A 19733-nucleotide genomic window follows, 5' to 3' on the forward strand; every position below is an offset into this window, starting at 1 on the left:
TTATGAGCACTAATATTCATCATAGAGCAATCACAAATAATTCAGAAAGTCCTTACGCAAAATTAAAGAGTATCAATTTTGGTGATTGTACTTGGAATAGCGGTTTTTGGGCTGAAAAAGTAAAATCTGCAGAAGAAAAAATGTTACCATATATGGGAGATCTTTTATGTGGTGATATTGGTCATGGTTTAAACAATTTTAAAATTGCTGCAGGTGATAAAACAGGAGAACACAAAGGTTTTTATTGGCACGATGGTGACTTTTTTAAGTTTATGGAAGCCAAAATGTACGTTTATGGTTTAACTAAAAACGAATCTATATTAAAAGAATTAGATGAGTATATAGATATTATTGGTAGAGCTCAAGAAGAGGATGGTTACATACATACTCATGTACAAATAACAGAAGGTGTAGATCGTTTTGAAAACAGAAAATATCACGAAATGTACAATTTTGGACACTTGTTTATTGCAGGGTCTGTGCATTATAGAATTACTGGTCAACGTAATTTTTTAGATATCGCTATTAAAATGGCCGATTTATTAATCGCTTATTTTATGCCTGACACCAAACATTATCAACGTTTTGGTTTTAATCAAACGCAAATTATGGGATTGGTAGAGCTATACAGAACTACCAAAAACAAAAAATATTTGCAATTAGCAGAAAAGTTTATCAACAGAAGAGGAACGTATGAAATTAAGCACGATTCAACCACATTAGGTTATCCTATTGGAGATATGGTACAAGAAAGAACTCCTTTAAGGGAATCTAAAGAAGCTGTTGGACACGCCGTTTTAGCTTTATATTATTATGCTGGAGCAGCAGACGTATATGCAGAAACAGGAGAAAAAGCATTAATTGATGCTTTAGATGCTTTGTGGGAAAACGTTACCGGAAAAAAAATGTACGTTACAGGAGCTGTTGGACAAGCACACTACGGAGCCTCTACCAGCTTAGACATGATTGAAGAAGGTTTTATTGATGCCTATATGATGCCTAACATGACTGCTTATAACGAAACTTGTGCAAATTTATGTAATGCCATGTTTAGCAGCAGAATGTTAGCTATACACGAACAATCTAGATTTGCTGATATTATAGAATTGGTTTTATACAACAGTGGTTTGTCTGGAATTGGTATTGATGGTAAAGACTATTTTTACTCTAACCCATTAAGAATGGTTAACAATTCTAGAGATTACAACTCACATGCAGATGTTACTGAAAGTCCAGTTAGACAACCTTACTTAGAATGTTTTTGTTGTCCTCCAAACTTGGTAAGAACCATTTGTAAAAGTTCAGGATGGGCTTATAATTTATCAGAAAATGGAGTTGCCGTTGTTTTATTTGGAGCCAACAACTTAGACACTAAAATGTTAGACGGATCTCCTTTAAAATTATCACAAGACACAGATTACCCTTGGAAAGGATTGGTAAAAATAACAGTTGATGAATGTAAAGATTCAGCTTTTGATATTAAAATAAGAATTCCAAAATGGGCTGTTGGTAGTACTTTAAAAGTAAACGGAACTCCAGTTTCTACAACTATCACTCCAGGAACATTTGCTATAATTAACAGAACTTGGGAAGCAGGTGATGTGATTACTTTAGACATGCCAATGGAAATAAATTTAATTGAAGGACACAATAGAATTGAAGAAGTAAGAAATCAAGTTGCTGTAAAAAGAGGTCCAATAGTATATTGTGTAGAAACTCCAGACTTGCCAAAAGACACTTCTATTTTAGATGTTTATTTAAAAGGTGATACAACATTACAAGCCGTTCATAAAAATGATTTCTTAGGAGGTGTAACTGTTATTGAAACAGAACTGTTATTACGCGAAGGAAAAACAGATGACATGTACCAAGCCGTTACAAAACCTGTTTTTAAATCACACAAAACACAATTGGTGCCTTATTTTGCTTGGAGCAATAGAGGTCAAGCAGAAATGACTGTATTTATGCCAATAGTTTGGAATTATTAGAGATTAAAAATATTTGTATGTACACTAAGAACAATTATATATTTTTTGCTAAGACTATCTTTTGTAGTTTTTTAACCTTCCTCCTTTCTCAGGATGGTCTGTTTGCACAAACTACAGAACAAAATGTTTCTTTTACAGAAGTCTTTAAAGAATTCCCTAGACAAGAAAAGAATTTAAGAAAATGGGATGCACCAGTGGTTGCAGATTTAGATAAAGATGGATATCCAGATTTACTAATAAACGATCATGGTTATGGTATTCAAGTATGTTGGAACAACAAGGGAAAATTTGCAAAACCTTATGATATTATTATGGGAGATTTGCACGGTGTTTCTGTTGGTGACATTAACAACGATGGACAACTAGAGGTGATCATGTCTCGTGGTGGTGGCTCTGGGAGCAATGCTAGAAACTCTAAAATTTACACGGTAAAAGGGCGTAAATTCATCCCCCTAGCCGATTTTAATCCTCCTTTAGAAATGATGAGAGGAAGAACCGTAAAATTTATTGATGGTGATAATGATGGGGATTTAGATTTGTTAAACTTTGCTTTTCCAGATGCTGAAAAAAAAGGAAAAAGTGAGAATTACATATACAAAAATAATGGAGAAGGAATCCTTCACCTTAGCTCAACATTACCCGCAATTAAAGTTGATGGTCAAAAAACGTTAGTCACAGATTTTAACAATGATAACATACTAGACATTATTTTGTATGGTCATGGAAATGTTATTGCTTATCAAGGTAATGGAGACTTAACTTATAAAGATGTTACCGAAAAAATATTCCCTTTTGATATTTCTGATGTAACAGGTATTGCCGAATTAGACTATGATAACGATGGTGATTTTGACCTTTATTTTACAAGAGGTGAAGATTTTAAAAAAGGAGAAACTTTTTATGACAATAAAAGTCAAACTATGGGATTTTATACCAAGCGTGGCGAATTTCAATTTGATGATTTAGAAGTTGGAGATGTTTTAAACTTAGAAAATTTTCAATCACAATGGCCAAACAACGACACTTATTATATTGGAGAAGCTTCTTATGATTATGAATTCAAAGGGGAAACACACTCTGGTAAAGATATTCAATTGGTAAATAGTGATGCTTTAGGTTTTCCCGATAATGCCAATTATAAAGACAAAAAAGGTTGGTATATAGGGTATGTTGGAAATGATAGTTGGCGAATTGCAGGTTATTTATTTGCACCATCAACAGGAATTGTTCACGATGTAAAAAAATATAAAACATCTAAACATCCTGAAGGATTAAATGATTTCCTTTTAGAAAATAAAAACGGACGTTTTAAAGATGCTACCAAACAAGCAGATATATTTTTTAAAGAACATTCTGTTGCGGTTAAAACTGCAGATTTTGACAATAATGGATTTCAAGATGTTTTAGTCATCAAAAGAGGAAATTTAATTCATCAAAACGAAGCTATCATCTATTTAAACAACGGTGATGCTAAGTTTAAAAAACTAGAAAAACACAATGTTATTTCTACCGAATTAGGAGCTATTGGAATGGCGGTTGAAACCATTGACTATAACCTTGACGGAAAAGTAGATATTGTTATAGGAAACGAACGTGGAAAATGGCATTTATTCAAAAATGAAATTTCTGCATCTCAAAAAAATAATTTCATCACTGTTAAAGTTGGAAAATCTAAATCTGGAAAAGCAACTACCTTAGGTGCTCTTGTAGAAGTTACATCGGGTAAGAACAAACAAATACAACGTATAGGAAGTACAGGAGCTGCTTATTCGTTAAGTCACAATAACTTTGCTCATTTTGGTTTAGGAAATAATACTGTTGCAAAAGTAAAAGTAACTTGGAGCAATGGAGAAACACAAAGTCAAACTATTTCTGCTTTAAACAGCATTATAGAAATCAAAAATTAAATATTTAAACATAATTCATATGAGTCCTTTTCAAAAAAATGCCTTTACATATTCTACCATAGTAGCCATGGGAGGTTTTGTGTTTGGTTTAGATGCTGCTTTAATTTCAGGTGCATTTAAATTTATTACTGCGGAATTCAATCTTAATGAATGGCAAGTAGGATCATTAGGTTTTGGACCTGGAATTGGTGTTTTAATAGCACTGCCATTAGCAGCATGGTCTAGTAACACATACGGACGTAAAGCAACCTTAAAAATTATAGCAGCACTTTACTTAATATCCGCTTTAGGTTCTGCTTTTGCACCCTCATTCATCACTTTATTTGCTGCCCGTTTTTTAGGAGGATTAGCATTTAGTTCTATCACTTTAGCAGCCATGTATATTGGAGAAATATCACCTGCAAAGTGGAGAGGTAAATTAGTTTCTATGACCCAAATAAATATCGTAATAGGTTTAACAGCTGCTTATTTTATCAATTATTGGTTATTGCAAGTCACAAACTCTGATGCCGAATGGGTAAATACATTAGGATTAAGAGAATATACATGGAGATGGATGTTGGGAATAGAAATTGTTCCTGCTTTAATTTGGTTTGGACTACTATTTATAGTACCTCGTAGTCCTGCTTGGTTGGTTTATAAAGGGAAATTAGAAGAAGCTAAAAAAACCTTAACCAAGGTAATTCCTCTAATTGAAATAGACGAGCACGTAAGCGATATGCAAAACAGTGTGGCTCAAAGTAATAGAGATAGATCCGTTGGCTCACAGCTAAAAGAAATATTTAGTAAAAAAATGAGTATTGTAGCCATTATTGGATTTACAATGGCCATTGTGCAACAATCAACAGGTATTAACGCAGTACTAACCTATGCTCCTACTGTTATGGAACAATTAGGTTTAGGAGAAGATGCTGCTTTTGAACAAGCTATTTGGGTTGGATTAACTAGTGTTATATTTACCATACTATCCTTAATTTTAATTGATAAAATGGGTAGACGACCTATGATGATTTACGGATTGATTTGGGTTATTTTAAGTTTAGGGATTTGTGCTTATGGTTTTGGATCAGCAAAGTATGAAGTTACAAATCAGGCTATTTTAGAAATGAAAGAAATTCCAAACATAAACAAGCTAGAAACACTAATTGGTAAGCAATACGCTTCGGATATTGAATTTAAAGAAGCTATTAAATCAGTAATGGGTGATGTTTCTGCAAGAGATAACTCAAGTTTGTTTTTACAAAAAGCAGCAGTATTAAATGCAACACTAATTTTAATTGGTATTTTAAGCTTTATTGCCGCCTTTCATTTTTCTGTAGGCCCTATAATGTGGGTTTTACTTTCAGAAATTTTCCCAATATCACTAAGAGGTATTGCTATTCCTTTTTTCGCATTACTTTCAAGTACCATAAGTGCTTTAACTCAGTTTTTCTTTCCATGGCAACTTGCTAACATGGGAGCAAGTACCATATTTTTATTCTATGCTGGATTAGTTTTTATAGGTTTAGTAATCTTATATAAGTTTTTACCAGAAACCAAAAACTTAACTATTGAAGAGATTCAAAAAAAGCTAAAAATATAGCTTTTAAAACTCAAACATTATCATTTATATTCACTAAAAGGTACTTGTACACGTTACAAGTACCTTTTTTTATTAAACCGATATATAATTGAAATATGGTAAAATAATACCTTAATCGGTTAATTTGGATCTCGTTATATATTTAGTAATGAACTAAGTTTAGAAGTTCATATAACTATTTATCTAATGAGATTTTTATTCTTATACTTATTTACACTAAGCACTAGTATTACTATCAACATTTATAGCCAACAAAAAAAATCATCTAATAAGCCAAATATCCTATTTATAGCTATTGATGATTTACGACCAGAGTTAAAATGTTACGGTTCTAATATTGCCATTAGTCCCAATATAGATAAAATAGCAAATCAAGGATTACTTTTTAAAAATGCCTATTGTCAACAAGCTATTTGCGGCCCATCTAGAGCAAGTATTTTAACAGGAATTAGACCAGAAACAAGTGGGGTATTTCATAACTACATAAAATTTAGAGAGGCTAATCCCAACGTTGTAACACTTCCACAACTTTTTAAAAACAATGGCTATGAAACAGTTTATACAGGTAAAATTTTTCATCATGGTGATTTAGATGATGACCAATCGTGGAGTAGATTACCAGCCATTGATAGTATGAAATTAAAAGGAATAAAAAATCCTGTAGGTTTTGCTTTAGAACAAAACTTAAAAGAAAGAAGTGAAACAAGAAAAAAGATGATTAGCCAATATGGGGAAGTCGCAAAATACGGTTTAGCTTCCGGAGCAGCCTATGAGTGTGCCGATGTACCAGACAACACCTACACAGATGGTTACAATACCGAATTAGCTATTGCAACCATGAAAGAAATGTTGAAGAAAAATGATAAACCATTTTTTTTAGGACTCGGTTTTAACAAACCTCATTTGAATTGGGTTGCTCCTAAAAAATATTGGGATTTATATGACAAGAGCAAAATTGAACTAGCTATAGATAATAAAAGTCCAAAAGATGGAGCCGAAATGGGACTACACGCTTCTTTTGAACTAAGAGTAAGAAATGGCATCCCTAAAAAAGGAACACTAGATAACAATTTAGAGAGAACATTAAAACATGCCTATTTAGCATGTGTAAGCTATGTAGATGCTCAGATAGGAAAAATGATTAACGCTCTTGATAAAGCTGGTGTTAGAGAAAACACTATCATAATTATTTGGAGCGATCATGGTTATCACTTAGGGGATATGGGTATTTGGGGAAAAGCTACCAATTATGAAATAGCAACTCGTGTGCCTTTGATTATTTGGACACCAAATATGCCTTTATCAAGCAAAGGAAAAAAAACAGATGCTTTAATTGAGCTGGTTGATATATATCCAACATTAGCAGAGTTAGCAAAATTACCAATTCCTAAAGTTGTAGAAGGAACTAGTTTTGTTCCGTTAATAAACAACCTAAACACCCCATGGAAAACAGCTGCTTTTAGTCAATTTCCAACTCCTGCATTAAGAGAATGGGGAGCTTATCCATTAAGACCTGCAATGCGTGAAACTTATTTTGGACCTTTAATTAAAGAAGTTGAAGGTCGTATTAAGAAACAACAAAAAAACAATTGGAATAGAAGTTTATTTGAAAACACATTAATGGGCTATGCCATGCGTACCAAACAGTACCGATTTGTGGTTTGGAAAGACAGGGCTAACCCACAAAAACAACCAATATATTTTGAGCTATACGATCACAACAAAGATCCTTTAGAAACCAAAAACATAGCCAAATCACATCCAAAATTAGTTAAGAAACTACTCATCCAATTTAATAAAGGTTGGAAAGGTAACACTCCAACAATATAAAACAGATATAAATATGAAAAGAAGAGATTTTTTCACAAAAGGAACTACTGTTGCTGTTGCAGGTAGTATGCTACCATTAATCACAAGTTCTTGTGCAAGTTCAAAAGATGTTGTTTATGATAGAAATGAAGACAAATGGTATCATTTAGGAACAGGAAAGACAGGAAAGCCAAATAGAAAACCAACTGTTAATTATGATGTTGCCGTTATTGGAGGCGGTGCAGCGGGTATATGTGCTGCAGTTGCTGCTGCAAGAAACGGAAGTAAAACTGTACTTATTCAAGATAGATCTGTTTTAGGAGGTAATGCATCTAGTGAAATTCGTGTACACTTAAATGGTGTTAATAATCTTAAAGGAAAAGCAGAAAGAGAAACTGGAATTATTGAAGAAATTTTATTACACAATCGTTTTGAAAATGAGCAAGAATCTTTTCCCGTATTTGATCATGTGTTATATGACTTTGTTGTTAGAGAACCTAATTTAACTTTAATGTTAAATACCCAAGCTATTGAAGCTGTAATGCATGGAGACCGAATAAAATGTGCTATGTGTTGGCAATACACCACCGAGAAAATGTACACCATTAACGCCCCAATATTTATAGACTGCTCAGGTGATGGATTATTAGCAGCATCTTCTGGAGCTGAATATAGAACTGGAAGAGAAGGAAAAGCTGAATTTGATGAAACCTTTGCTCCTGACAAACCAGATGGATGGCAAATGGGGGCAACACTTTTAATGTCCTCTAAAGATATGGGAAAACCTATGAGCTACACTCCCCCATCTTACGCCATAAAATATTCACACGAGGGAGCTCATAAAAAAAGAAAATTTGCAGGTTTTCAAGATGGTATATGGTGGATAGAAATAGGAAGTGATGATGATATTATTGGCGATGCAGAAGAAAACAGACATAAACTAATGGCTTATCTTCATGGTGTTTGGGATTATATCAAAAATTCTGGAAATTTTCCTGAAGCTAAAAACTTAGCACTTGACTGGGTGGGATCTATCCCTGGGCGTAGAGAGTCTAGAAGATTTATAGGAGATTATATTCTTTCCGAAAAAGACATGACACAACATAAACATTTTAATGATGCTGTTGCTTTTGGAGGCTGGTCTTTAGATGAGCATAATCCAGCTGGTATTCAAAACATCTCGGAACCGCCTAGTTATTTTCACTATCATTTTAAAGAAGTTTATCAATTTCCATTTAGGAGTTTATATTCAAAAAACGTTAAAAACTTAATGTTTGCTGGTAGAAATGTTAGTCAAACTCACATTGCTTTATCATCAAGTAGAATTATGGCAACCTGTGCGCTACAAGGACAAGCCGTTGGAACAGCCGCAGCTATTTGTATAAAAAGAAATGTTTTTCCAAGACAAGTTGGACAAGAGTATATAAATGAATTACAAGAGCAATTATTAAGAGATGATGTTTACATCCCTAAAAGACCTGCTAATGACAGTTTAGATATCTCTAAAAAAGCAAACTTATTATTTGCCAGCTCTACTTCATCAGGAAACGTAAATAATTTAATCAATGGTATTTCTAGAGACATTGATGGAAAAATAAATCATTGGCAATCTGATGGTCTTCCGGCAGAAATACAATTAGAATGGGAAACTCCTGTTATTTTATCTAAAGTTGAATTAAAATGTGACACTAATTTACAACGTAACATTATGATGAGGAAAGACAGTAGAAATGATGAATTATATGGAAATCATGTGCCTAAAGAAATGTTAAAATCATTAAGTTGTGAAGGTAGAGTAAATGGACAATGGATTAAATTGGGAGAAATTAACGCCAACAGAACACGTTTAATTAAATTTAATTTTGAGCCGAATAAAGTAACTGCTATAAAACTAAAAATGACAGAAACCTATGGTGCTAAAAATGTAAAATTGTTTGAGATTCGTTGTTATGCTTAAAGCTTTTAATAGACAGGTTTTGTTTAATAAAAATACAATCCATCAATTAAACATACTCCAAAACAATACAACATTTATAAATAAAATAGTCTTAATTATAAAATAGCAATACAAATTTCATGATAAAATACTGTAAATAAGAGATAATATTGATATTATCATTTTTATGAAAATTGTAGATATTGCTAGGTAGAATTAAATTAATCATCTAAATAAAATTCAAATGAAAATACAACTTGTATTCATAAGTTTTTTAATGCTAGTAAGTAGCTGTAAATCCGAGGAAAATAAAAAAAATACAACTCAAAAAAAACAACCTAATATACTTTTTATTGCCATTGATGATTTACGCCCAGAAATTGGTGCCTATGGTTCAGAAATAGCGGTTACCCCTAACTTAGATAAACTAGCTAGTGATGGTATCATTTTTAACAGAGCTTATTGTCAAGAAGCTATTTGTAGTCCTTCAAGGGCGAGTTTAATGACAGGTGCAAGACCTGAAACCATTAATGTAATAGAAAACTACACTTATTTTAGAGATGCAAATCCAGATATCATAACATTACCTCAACATTTTTGGGCCAATGGATATGAAACAACTTCTACAGGAAAAATATACCATAACATAGCATTTGGAGATGGCGAATTATCGTGGAGTAGAAAACCTGCTGTAGAAAAAATGACCATTAAAAAAGCACATACTCCTGGTGGTTTTGCACTTTCTGAAAATCAGGAAATGTTTAGAAAAAACATGGCAGATATGATTGCTAAATACGGTAAAGATGCACCAAGAAACGGTTTAGGTAAAGGGCCTGCTTATGAAAATGCCGAAGTTCCAGATACTTTTTATGAAGATGGTTACAATGCCGAATTGGCTATTGTTACCATGAAAGACATGTTAGAGAAAAATCCTAACAAACCTTTCTTTTTAGGAATGGGTATGAAAAAACCACATTTAGATTGGTTAGCCCCAAAAAAATATTGGGATATGTACAACCCTGAGGATATTCAATTAGCTAGTCAGACTACTGGTCCTGAAAATGGAGCTGCCATGGGATTACATCCTTCTTTTGAATTGCGTGCAAGGTATGGAATTCCTAAAAAAGGGCCTATTGATGATGAAATGGCAAGAACTTTAAAACATGCTTACTTAGCTTGTGTTTCTTATATCGATGCTCAAATAGGAAAAATGATTAATGCTCTTGATGAAGCTGGAATACGAGACAATACTATTATTATTGTTTGGAGCGATCATGGTTGGCATTTAGGAGATATGGGGATTTGGGGAAAAGCCACCAATTATGAAATTGGTACTCGTGTTCCACTAATGATTTGGACACCTGATATGCCAAAAGAAAATAGAGGAAAAACTTCTGAAGCATTAGTAGAATTAGTAGACATGTATCCTACCCTATGTGAATTAGCAGGAATTGAACAACCAAAACATTTAGAAGGACAAAGTTTTGCTCCTTTATTAACCACCCCTAATAAACCTTGGAAACAAGCTGTATTTAGTCAATTTCCAAATCCAGCATTAAGAGAATGGGCTGCAAATCCTTTATCAAAAGGAATGCGCGAAACCTATTTTGGCCCTTTAATCAAAGAACAAGAAACTAAAATAAAGAAACAACAAGGAGACAAATGGGATAGAGATTTGTTTGAAAATAGATTGATGGGATATGCAATGCGCACAGACCAATACAGAATCATCATTTGGAAAGATTATCAAAACCCTGAAAAAGAACCTCTATTTATAGAACTATTTGATCATCAAAAAGATCCAAAAGAAACTAAAAACATTGCAAAGGAAAACCCAGAGATTGTAAAATCTTTAATAGCACAATTTAATAAAGGCTGGAAAGGTAATCTTGCTAAATAAAAAACCATGAAAACTTTAAAATATAAAGACACAACCGTTTTAGCTTTTATAATGGTTGTTAGCACTCAAATTTTCACAAACTGTATGGCTCAAAAACAAACATCCATAGTTGAGCCTGTGTTTTCTGAAAATGCTAATGTAATATCTTTAGAAGATCGTTCTAGAAGAAAGTTTGACAATGCTGTTATTGCAGATTTAGACCAAGACGGTTATCTTGATTTATTACTAACAGAACATTCAAGACGAGTGGAATTGTTTTGGAACAACAAAGGTACTTTTGAACAAGGAGAACCTTTTATTTTTGGAGATACCCACGGTATTGCTGTGGGAGATTATGATTTTGATGGACGTATTGACATTTTAGTTCAACCAGGTGGTGGTGACGGAAAAAACCCAAGACGTTTAGGCTATTATCATGTGAATAAAGATAGAAGTATTATAGGAGGTGATGATTTTAAACATTTTGAAGGGAGTCGTGGACGAGCTGTTAAATTTATTGACAATGATCACAATGGTTCTTTAGACTTAGTTACTTCTGCTTTTCCTACTATAAAAGCTTTAGACCATGGAAATAGATTGTACAAGAGCGATACAAAAGAAACTTTTAAATTCATCAACTATTTACCCCATGGTGATCGTTTTGGAATTAGAACCACTTTAACCAATTATAACAACGACAACCATACCGATATTTTATTTTATGGTGGTAAAAAAACAATTGTTGCTAAGGGAGAACCTGGTCTAGCTTTTAAGAATACAACACAAGATGTATTGAGCGATTTATCTAAAATCAGTTTAGTGAATAGTATATCAGAAATTGATTTTGATAATGATGGTGATTTTGATTTATTCTTAACACGATCTAAACATCCTTTTGATTCAGAAAGTGACTATGATGAAAAAAACAACACCTTTTATTTTTTTGCAAGAAGAACGGCTTTTGATTATAATAATTTAAAGATTGAAGGAAATTTAATCATAGAAAATCTTCAAATGGCCTACCCTCATTTTGATGTTTTTTTAGGAGCTAAAAAAAACAAATGGCAACGTACAGATGATAATCACGGAAGTCATAACCTTACTTTAACCCCAAATGATGCAAAAGGTTGGCCAAAAGAAACCTCTAAGAAAGGGCTGTATATTGGATATTTAGGAGATGGATTATGGAGAATTTCAGGACATACAGACTCCCCAACTTCGGCAGTTATTCACAATGTAATGACTAAACCCAAAACTATTCCTTTAAAAAATTTACCTGCTAAATTATTTGAAAACATAGGTGGTAAATTTATTGATGTTTCAACAAAATATGGAATTGACATCAAAGAACAAACAACCAGTGCTGCTATAGGAGACTTTAACAATGATGGTTGGTCAGATATTTTTGTACTGCGCTATGGAAATCCTGCTCAAGAAACAAAGCAAGTCTTATATCTAAATCAAAAAGGGAAGAAATTTGTTCGTACCAAAACTCATGGAATTGTGACCAAAGAATTAGGAGCAACAGGTATGGGAGCTGATGCTTTTGACTATGATAAAGATGGAGATTTAGATATTATTTATGCTAACGAACGTGGAAAATGGCATTTATTTACAAATAACAGCACACTAAACAGCTATAAATATATTGAGGTTAATATTGGAAATTCTCCTTCTGGAAAGGCAACTCCTGTTGGAGCCATTTTAACCATTCATGCAGAAGGCAACATATACAAACGTATTGTTGGTCAAACATCATCATCCTACTCACATAGTAATAACACCTATTTACATGTTGGTTTGGGTGACTGTAAAGAAATTGATAAGGCAGAAGTTATCTGGAGTAATGATGAAAAAGTTACGCTTAAAATCAATCAGTTAAATAAAATTTATTCTGTTGGAAAACAGCCATAAAACACTAATAAACTCATGCTTAATACTCTATTTTTTAAACTAAACATTGGAACTCTACTGCTTATCTTAAGCATAAATTGTTCTGCGCAGCAAAACTTAATTTCAGTTGAAAAAAATTACAACAATTGGAATTGGGAAAGTGTATATGTAGCTAAAAATAAATATATAAGTTTGGCTGTTGTACCCGAAGCCGCTGGTAGAATTTTGGAGTATAATTTGGGAGATACTCCATCTCTTTGGGTAAACCCTAAATTATTTGGAAAATCTTTTCCTGCAACTGATTTGGTTAAGAAAAATGAATGGAGAAATTTTGGAGGATATAGATTAGTGCCACTCCCTATTGAAGAATCTTCTATAGATTTAAATGGAAACAAAAAAGACAGATGGCCACCACCCGCAATTATTGGTGATGCAGCTTACAATGTATCTATTGATAAAAATAAGGACGGTAAACAAACCATTAATGTAATTTCTGGAGTTCAAGAATTACCTGTCCCTTTTTATTATGAAAAAGAAAAAAGATTTGTTTATCCCGATAAAATTGAGGAAAAAATTCAATACTCTAGAAGTTTATATATTGAACCTAACAGTAGTTTGGTGTACATTACCCATACTTTAAAAAATGTAGGAAATAGCCCTATAAAAAAAGGAATTATGGTTTCTAGTCAACATGTATCTTGGACTGACCCTAAACTACAAGATGGCTATAACTATGTAGCCTATGTGCCTTTTTCTAAAGATCTAAAATTACCTAGTGGTCAACAATTTGAAATTACAACCAATGCAAACCAAAGGTGGAATTATATCAATAAAAATCGTTTTAAGCTAGACAAAAACAATCCAGAACACATCAAAAAGTACTACAATAATGGTACTAACTGGAAAGGAGAGGTAGCTCCAGGTATTTACGAAATTGAATATGACTACAATCAGATGGCTGGTTTTCATATGATTTCTTCAGAATCTTGGCTGTGTTATGTTAACAAAACCAACAACACAGCTTTTGTGAAAATTATGGAGCCTTATAATCCAAAGTTAGAGTATGATCACGGATTAAATATGGCTGTTTTTTGCAGTGGTTTAGAGACTGGTTATATAGAAACAGAAGTAAAAACCCCCTTATACAAGTTAAAACCTAACCATAGTTTTGATTATCAAGAAATTCATGGTGCTGCCAAAATAGAAACTACTCCTGTATTGGGAGTAAACTTAGCAGGAGTTGTTACGCAAAAATTAAACTTTAATAAAGAATTAAAAAACATAACAGGTTCTTATGGCGTTTTTACCGAAGGTGATGCCTTAATTAAGTTACTAGATAAAGACAAAAAAATTATAAAAGAAATTAAGATCCAAAACGTAAACCCATTAAAAGTTTTTAAACTACAAGTGAAGGTTGATTTGCCAAAAAATACATCTAAAATTGAACTTATGGTTATAGACTCTCATCAAAAAGAAACACTTTTAGATAAAATGGATTTTAACTAAATCAAGAAAAATAAAACTAATCATCAATCATATAATTTGAAACATAAAATGAATTTTTCAAAAGGAATTAAATTAGGACTTTACGCAGCAACCTTGTTGGTTATGGCCTGCTCAACTTCTAAAAACAAAACTGTAACTCAAGAAAACATTGACAAAAGCTCAATAAACAACATAATATCCCCTACTACAAAACCCAATATTGTGGTAGTTCTATGTGACGATTTAGGATATTCCGATGTAGGGTTTAATGGTTCTAAAGATATCAAAACTCCTGCTTTAGATGCTTTGGCTACGCATGGAACTATATTCAGTTCTGCTTATGCTCCGCACCCATTTTGTGGACCAAGTAGAACTGGTATTATGACCGGGCGTTACGCTCATCAAATTGGAGCACAATTTAACTTACCTCCAAATAGCGAAACAATAGGAGAAGGAGTTGCTTTAAGCGAAACTTTTATTAGTAAAGTTTTAAAAAATGCTGGGTACTCAACAGGACTTATGGGAAAATGGCATTTAGGTGCTGTAGAAAAATATCACCCAAACAACAGAGGTTTTGATGACTTTTATGGATTTTTAGGTGGTGGGCACAATTATCATCCAGAAGAATATAAAGCAAAATATACTGCCGCTAAGGAAAGAGGTGCAAAGGTTATTTTTGAATACTTATTACCTTTAGAACACAACGGTAAAGAGGTTACTAATGACAATGAATATTTAACAGATGTTTTATCTGACCAAGGTGTTCGTTTTATTAAAGAATCTGCACAAAAAGAAAATCCTTTTTTCTTATTCATGTCTTACAATGCACCACACACTCCTCTTGAAGCTAAAAAAGAAGATTTGGATATGTTTTCTAATATTAAAAACAAAGATCGTCGTACCTATGCTGCCATGGTATATGCTGTAGATAGAGGTGTACAAAAAATTGTAGAAACATTAAAAAGTACTGGAGAGTATGAAAACACGTTGATTGTATTTTTAAGTGATAACGGAGGAAGACCTGATAAAGGTGCTACCAATTACCCTTTAAAAGAAGGTAAAGGAAGTGTTTACGAAGGAGGTTATAGAGTACCTATGTTTTTCCACTGGGCAGGAGTTGTTCCATCAGGAAAGAAATTTAACGATCCAATATCTGCATTAGACCTTTATCCTACATTTGCAAAATTAGCAGACGCAAAAATTCCTAACGACAAAGTTTTGAGTGGGAAAAATATTTGGGAAAAATTTATTACCAACAAAAAAACACATCAAAATGATAATATCTTTAGTATGAGACACAGAAATGGATATAGTGATGTTGGAGTAAGAAATGGAGATTGGAAAGCTGTAAAAGCATATCAACAACAATGGAAATTATTTAACATTACTAAGGATATAAGTGAAACAAATAATCTTAGTTCTGAACATCCAGAAATTTTAGAAAAATTAGTTAAAGATGCTGAAGCTTGGAGTAAATCTCACACTCAACCATTATGGTGGCATGATAAAAAAACTGGTATAGAATGGAAAAAAAACCATATGCCGCATTTTGATGAAACTTTTAAAATCGACTAATCTTTCCTCCCTCTAACAAATAAAAAAGGTTCTAGTATTAAACTAGAACCTTTTTTATTTTAATGAACACAGCTTTTAGGTATGACCCAATCCTTTGTTGGAGACATTCTTTAAAATATGACCAAAAAAAACCTTCAAGTAAAACTTGAAGGTTTTTGCGGAGAAAGAGGGATTCGAACCCCCGGACCTGTTACAGTCAACAGTTTTCAAGACTGCCGCATTCGACCACTCTGCCATTTCTCCTGAGCGTCTCACGATTTCTCGTTTGCGAGTGCAAATATAGTATTTATCTACATTCACACAAAAAAATAAACTAGTTTTTTACCTCACAAAACACTAGTAAATTATAAACCACTCATTTTCAATAAAAACAAACTTTTAAAAACATTAAAAAACTTATTTCAATTAATTTAAACAACAATCTTTCAAATTTCCTTAAATTCGCACAAACTTAAATTTGTATGGCAAATAAATTCGGAAACCTATTTACCATCACCACTTTTGGTGAATCTCACGGACCGGCAATTGGAGGTGTTATTGATGGATGCCCGGCTGGGATTGAACTAGACTTTGAGGCAATTCAAAACGAACTTGACAGAAGAAAACCTGGTCAATCTAAAATTGTTACCCAACGTAAAGAACCTGATACGGTTGAATTTATGGCGGGAATTTTTGAAGGAAAAACTACTGGTGCTTCTATCGGATTCAGAATTGTAAACACCAATCAAAAATCTAAAGATTACTCTCATATAAAAGATCAATACAGACCTTCTCATGCAGACTATACTTATAGTCAAAAATATGGTCATAGAGATTATAAAGGAGGAGGTAGAACTTCTGCTAGAGAAACAGCTAACTGGGTTGTTGGAGGAGCAGTTGCCAAACAAGCCATTCCAGAAATTAAAATCAATGCTTTTACATCTTCTGTAGGAAACATTCATTTAGATACTCCATATCAAGAATTAGATTTCTCTTTAATCGAAAGTAACATCGCTCGTTGTCCTGATGCTAAAAAAGCAGAAGAAATGATTGATTATATTTCTGAAATTAAAAAACAAGGAGATACCGTTGGTGGTGTTGTTACTTGTGTAATTCAGAATGTACCTGTAGGATTAGGAGAGCCTATTTTTGACAAGCTACACGCACAGTTAGGAAAAGCCATGTTATCTATAAACGCTGTAAAAGGGTTTGAATTTGGTAGTGGTTTTGAAGGAGCAGCTATGACAGGTAGCCAACACAACGATATTTTTAACGCTGATGGTTCTACCAAAACAAATTACTCTGGAGGAATTCAAGGAGGAATTAGTAACGGAATGGACATCTATTTTAAAGTTGCTTTTAAACCTGTTGCTACTGTCATTCAAGAACAAGAAACTATTGATAAAGACGGTAATATTGTTAAAATGATGGGGAAAGGTCGTCACGATCCTTGTGTAGTTCCTAGAGCTATTCCTATTGTAGAAGCTTTAGCCGCTATGGTTATTGTAGACAACATCATGTTAGACAAAGCAAGAAGAATATAATTTAGTGATTGACTTATTCGTCATTAGCTATCAATAAAAAAGCGTAAAATCTAATTTTAAGATTTTACGCTTTTTTTATCTCTAAAGTTAATATAGAATTCTAAAAACTAATCATTAATTCTTTCAATTTTAGCCCCAACAGCTTGTAGCCTTTCTACAATGTTTTGGTAACCTCTATCAATCTGTTCTACATTGTGAATAATACTTGTTCCTTTTGCCGATAAGGCTGCTATTAATAATGAAATACCTGCTCTAATATCAGGAGAAGTCATGGTAGTTGCTTTTAAACTATGTTTGTGATTCATTCCTACAACAGTAGCTCTATGTGGATCACATAAAATTACTTTAGCTCCCATATCAATCAACTTATCAACAAAGAACAATCTACTTTCAAACATTTTTTGATGAACCAAAACAGTTCCTTTGGCTTGTGTAGACACAACCAAAACAATACTTAATAAATCTGGAGTAAATCCAGGCCAAGGAGCATCAGAAACAGTTAACATAGAACCATCTATATAGCTCTCAATTTCATATGAATCTTGCTTAGGGATGTAGATATCATCACCTTTTTGTTCTAATTTTATTCCTAACTTTCTAAACACACGAGGAATTTGCCCTAAGTTTTCCCAAGAAACATTTTTAATTGTCAATTCAGACCTAGTCATAGCTGCCATTCCAATCCAAGAACCAATTTCAATCATATCTGGCAATACTCTATGGTCAGTTCCTCCTAAACGCTCTACTCCTTCAATCGTTAATAAATTAGAACCTACCCCAGTTATTTTGGCTCCCATTCTATTTAACATATTACACAACTGTTGTAAATATGGTTCACAAGCTGCATTGTAAATAGTGGTTGTTCCTTTAGCTAAAACCGCTGCCATTACAATATTTGCAGTTCCTGTTACCGATGCTTCATCAAGTAACATGTCTGTACCTTGTAAGCGTTTAGCCTCAACTCCGTAAAAATGTTCTTCTTTGTTATATCTAAACTTAGCTCCTAAATTGATAAAACCTTCAAAATGGGTATCTAACCTTCTTCTCCCTATTTTATCACCTCCAGGTTTAGGAATATATCCTTTTCCAAAACGAGCCAACATAGGTCCAACCAACATAATAGAACCACGTAATTTTTTACCATCTTCTTTAAAAGCTGCAGAACTTAAATAATCTATATTAACCTCATCTGCTTGAAATTCATAAGCATGTTCACTTAATTGATTTACTTTTACTCCTAAATCTCCTAAAATAGAAATCAGTTTATTTACATCTATAATATTCGGAATGTTTTCAATCTTAATTTTTTCTGGAGTTAATAATACAGCACACAAAATCTGTAATACTTCATTCTTTGCTCCTTGCGGGGTAATTTCACCTTTTAATTGGTGACCTCCTTCTACCTTAAATGTTGCCATAGGGTAAATTTATTTACGGTTTTTATGATTGTTGTTATGTTTTCTTCCGTTATTACGGTTATTATTTTTATTATTCTGTTGAGTGTTCATCCTTCCAGAATTACTCTTGCGCAGTAAAGTTGTACTCTGAGCCAACTCTTCATCAGATCCTCTAAGATCTATTTCTCCTTTAGAAAGCTCATTTAGATGACTGTAAATAACACCATCTTCAACAGTATCTTTATTCCAATTTAAATAACACTTTTTCATATGATTAGCGATATTTAAAATCAATGCATCTCTTAACTCACCTTCATCCCAACTTAAAGCTACATCAATCATAGTTTGAATATTGTTTCCGTAAAAACGATATTTACTTGCAGACTTTGGATAGTTTAAACGTTCTGGTTTGGCATTTACTTCTTGAATTGTTATTTTTTCGTAAGGAGATTCTACGTTTAACTGAAACTTAGACATGATAAATAACTGATCCCACAATTTGTGTTTAAAATCAGGGACATCTCTTAAATGAGGTTGCAAATTCCCCATAACATCAATAATGGCATGTGCCATTTTTTCTCTCTCCTTATCATCTTCTAAAGCTACACAATGATCCACTAACTTTTGTACGTGTCTTCCATATTCTGGAATAATCAAAGTGCTTCTTTCAGAATTATATTCTAAATCAAAACCCATAGTTTTATTTAAGTATTAACTTGTTGTTGATGTAAATTCAGACGAATAAACCCAAACAACAAT

12 protein-coding genes and 1 tRNA gene are annotated in these 19733 nt (G+C 32.9%); 10 read left to right on the forward strand and 3 right to left on the reverse strand.

The features are described from left to right. Positions 1-2 precede the first annotated feature (2 nt). The 9 genes from AXE80_RS10200 (at position 3) to AXE80_RS10240 (ending at position 16054) form a co-directional block, all read left to right on the forward strand. Positions 3-1988, forward strand: coding sequence for a glycoside hydrolase family 127 protein (locus tag AXE80_RS10200; RefSeq protein WP_068826939.1), 1986 nt, complete (start codon positions 3-5; stop codon positions 1986-1988). A 17-nt stretch (positions 1989-2005) separates the two neighbouring features. Continuing rightward, positions 2006-3895 carry a CRTAC1 family protein gene (locus tag AXE80_RS10205; RefSeq protein WP_157359390.1) on the forward strand — a complete coding sequence of 630 codons (1890 nt, stop codon included), beginning with the start codon at positions 2006-2008 and terminating at the stop codon, positions 3893-3895. Between the two features lie 19 nt (positions 3896-3914). Continuing rightward, on the forward strand, positions 3915-5477 hold the full coding sequence (locus AXE80_RS10210; protein ID WP_068826943.1) for an MFS transporter: 1563 nt from the start codon (positions 3915-3917) through the stop codon (positions 5475-5477). A gap of 186 nt (positions 5478-5663) precedes the next feature. Then, a complete protein-coding gene (locus AXE80_RS10215; RefSeq protein WP_068826945.1) occupies positions 5664-7307 on the forward strand; it encodes a sulfatase in 1644 nt (547 codons plus the stop codon). Positions 7308-7320: 13 nt separating this feature from the next. Then, positions 7321-9243, forward strand: coding sequence for an FAD-dependent oxidoreductase (locus AXE80_RS10220; protein WP_068826947.1), 1923 nt, complete (start codon positions 7321-7323; stop codon positions 9241-9243). Positions 9244-9466: 223 nt separating this feature from the next. Next, positions 9467-11122 carry a sulfatase gene (locus AXE80_RS10225; protein ID WP_068826949.1) on the forward strand — a complete coding sequence of 552 codons (1656 nt, stop codon included), beginning with the start codon at positions 9467-9469 and terminating at the stop codon, positions 11120-11122. Between the two features lie 6 nt (positions 11123-11128). Continuing rightward, positions 11129-13015 carry a CRTAC1 family protein gene (locus tag AXE80_RS10230; RefSeq protein WP_068826951.1) on the forward strand — a complete coding sequence of 629 codons (1887 nt, stop codon included), beginning with the start codon at positions 11129-11131 and terminating at the stop codon, positions 13013-13015. 15 nt (positions 13016-13030) lie between these two features. After that, positions 13031-14500: a hypothetical protein gene (locus AXE80_RS10235; RefSeq protein ID WP_068826953.1), complete on the forward strand. Its 1470-nt coding sequence runs from the start codon at positions 13031-13033 to the stop codon at positions 14498-14500. Positions 14501-14548: 48 nt separating this feature from the next. Next, on the forward strand, positions 14549-16054 hold the full coding sequence (locus AXE80_RS10240) for a sulfatase-like hydrolase/transferase (RefSeq protein ID WP_068826956.1): 1506 nt from the start codon (positions 14549-14551) through the stop codon (positions 16052-16054). Positions 16055-16212: 158 nt separating this feature from the next. Here the strand turns inward: AXE80_RS10240 and AXE80_RS10245 are convergent. Then, positions 16213-16297 (reverse strand) — tRNA-Ser (locus tag AXE80_RS10245). Between the two features lie 218 nt (positions 16298-16515). Between AXE80_RS10245 and aroC the strand changes: the two genes are divergently transcribed. Further along, a complete protein-coding gene (gene aroC, locus AXE80_RS10250; RefSeq protein WP_068826958.1) occupies positions 16516-17577 on the forward strand; it encodes a chorismate synthase in 1062 nt (353 codons plus the stop codon). A 107-nt stretch (positions 17578-17684) separates the two neighbouring features. Here the strand turns inward: aroC and murA are convergent, their stop codons facing one another. Together murA and AXE80_RS10260 are read right to left on the reverse strand one after the other, a co-directional pair. After that, positions 17685-18995, reverse strand: a complete 1311-nt coding sequence (gene murA, locus AXE80_RS10255) for a UDP-N-acetylglucosamine 1-carboxyvinyltransferase (RefSeq protein WP_068826961.1) — start codon at positions 18993-18995, stop codon at positions 17685-17687. A 9-nt stretch (positions 18996-19004) separates the two neighbouring features. Next, positions 19005-19670, reverse strand: coding sequence for a DUF4290 domain-containing protein (locus AXE80_RS10260; protein WP_068826963.1), 666 nt, complete (start codon positions 19668-19670; stop codon positions 19005-19007). Positions 19671-19733 lie beyond the last annotated feature (63 nt).

The organism is Wenyingzhuangia fucanilytica (genome assembly GCF_001697185.1).
Taxonomy (GTDB): domain Bacteria; phylum Bacteroidota; class Bacteroidia; order Flavobacteriales; family Flavobacteriaceae; genus Wenyingzhuangia; species Wenyingzhuangia fucanilytica.

Excerpts from the sequence above, each read along its gene's own strand:
- AXE80_RS10200 (WP_068826939.1), top strand. The coding sequence starts at position 3 with ATGAGCACTAATATTCATCATAGAGCAATCACAAATAATTCAGAAAGT.
- AXE80_RS10205 (WP_157359390.1), top strand. The coding sequence starts at position 2,006 with ATGTACACTAAGAACAATTATATATTTTTTGCTAAGACTATCTTTTGT.
- AXE80_RS10210 (WP_068826943.1), top strand. The coding sequence starts at position 3,915 with ATGAGTCCTTTTCAAAAAAATGCCTTTACATATTCTACCATAGTAGCC.
- AXE80_RS10215 (WP_068826945.1), top strand. The coding sequence starts at position 5,664 with ATGAGATTTTTATTCTTATACTTATTTACACTAAGCACTAGTATTACT.
- AXE80_RS10220 (WP_068826947.1), top strand. The coding sequence starts at position 7,321 with ATGAAAAGAAGAGATTTTTTCACAAAAGGAACTACTGTTGCTGTTGCA.
- AXE80_RS10225 (WP_068826949.1), top strand. The coding sequence starts at position 9,467 with ATGAAAATACAACTTGTATTCATAAGTTTTTTAATGCTAGTAAGTAGC.
- AXE80_RS10230 (WP_068826951.1), top strand. The coding sequence starts at position 11,129 with ATGAAAACTTTAAAATATAAAGACACAACCGTTTTAGCTTTTATAATG.
- AXE80_RS10235 (WP_068826953.1), top strand. The coding sequence starts at position 13,031 with ATGCTTAATACTCTATTTTTTAAACTAAACATTGGAACTCTACTGCTT.
- AXE80_RS10240 (WP_068826956.1), top strand. The coding sequence starts at position 14,549 with ATGAATTTTTCAAAAGGAATTAAATTAGGACTTTACGCAGCAACCTTG.
- aroC (WP_068826958.1), top strand. The coding sequence starts at position 16,516 with ATGGCAAATAAATTCGGAAACCTATTTACCATCACCACTTTTGGTGAA.
- murA (WP_068826961.1), bottom strand. The coding sequence starts at position 18,995 with ATGGCAACATTTAAGGTAGAAGGAGGTCACCAATTAAAAGGTGAAATT.
- AXE80_RS10260 (WP_068826963.1), bottom strand. The coding sequence starts at position 19,670 with ATGGGTTTTGATTTAGAATATAATTCTGAAAGAAGCACTTTGATTATT.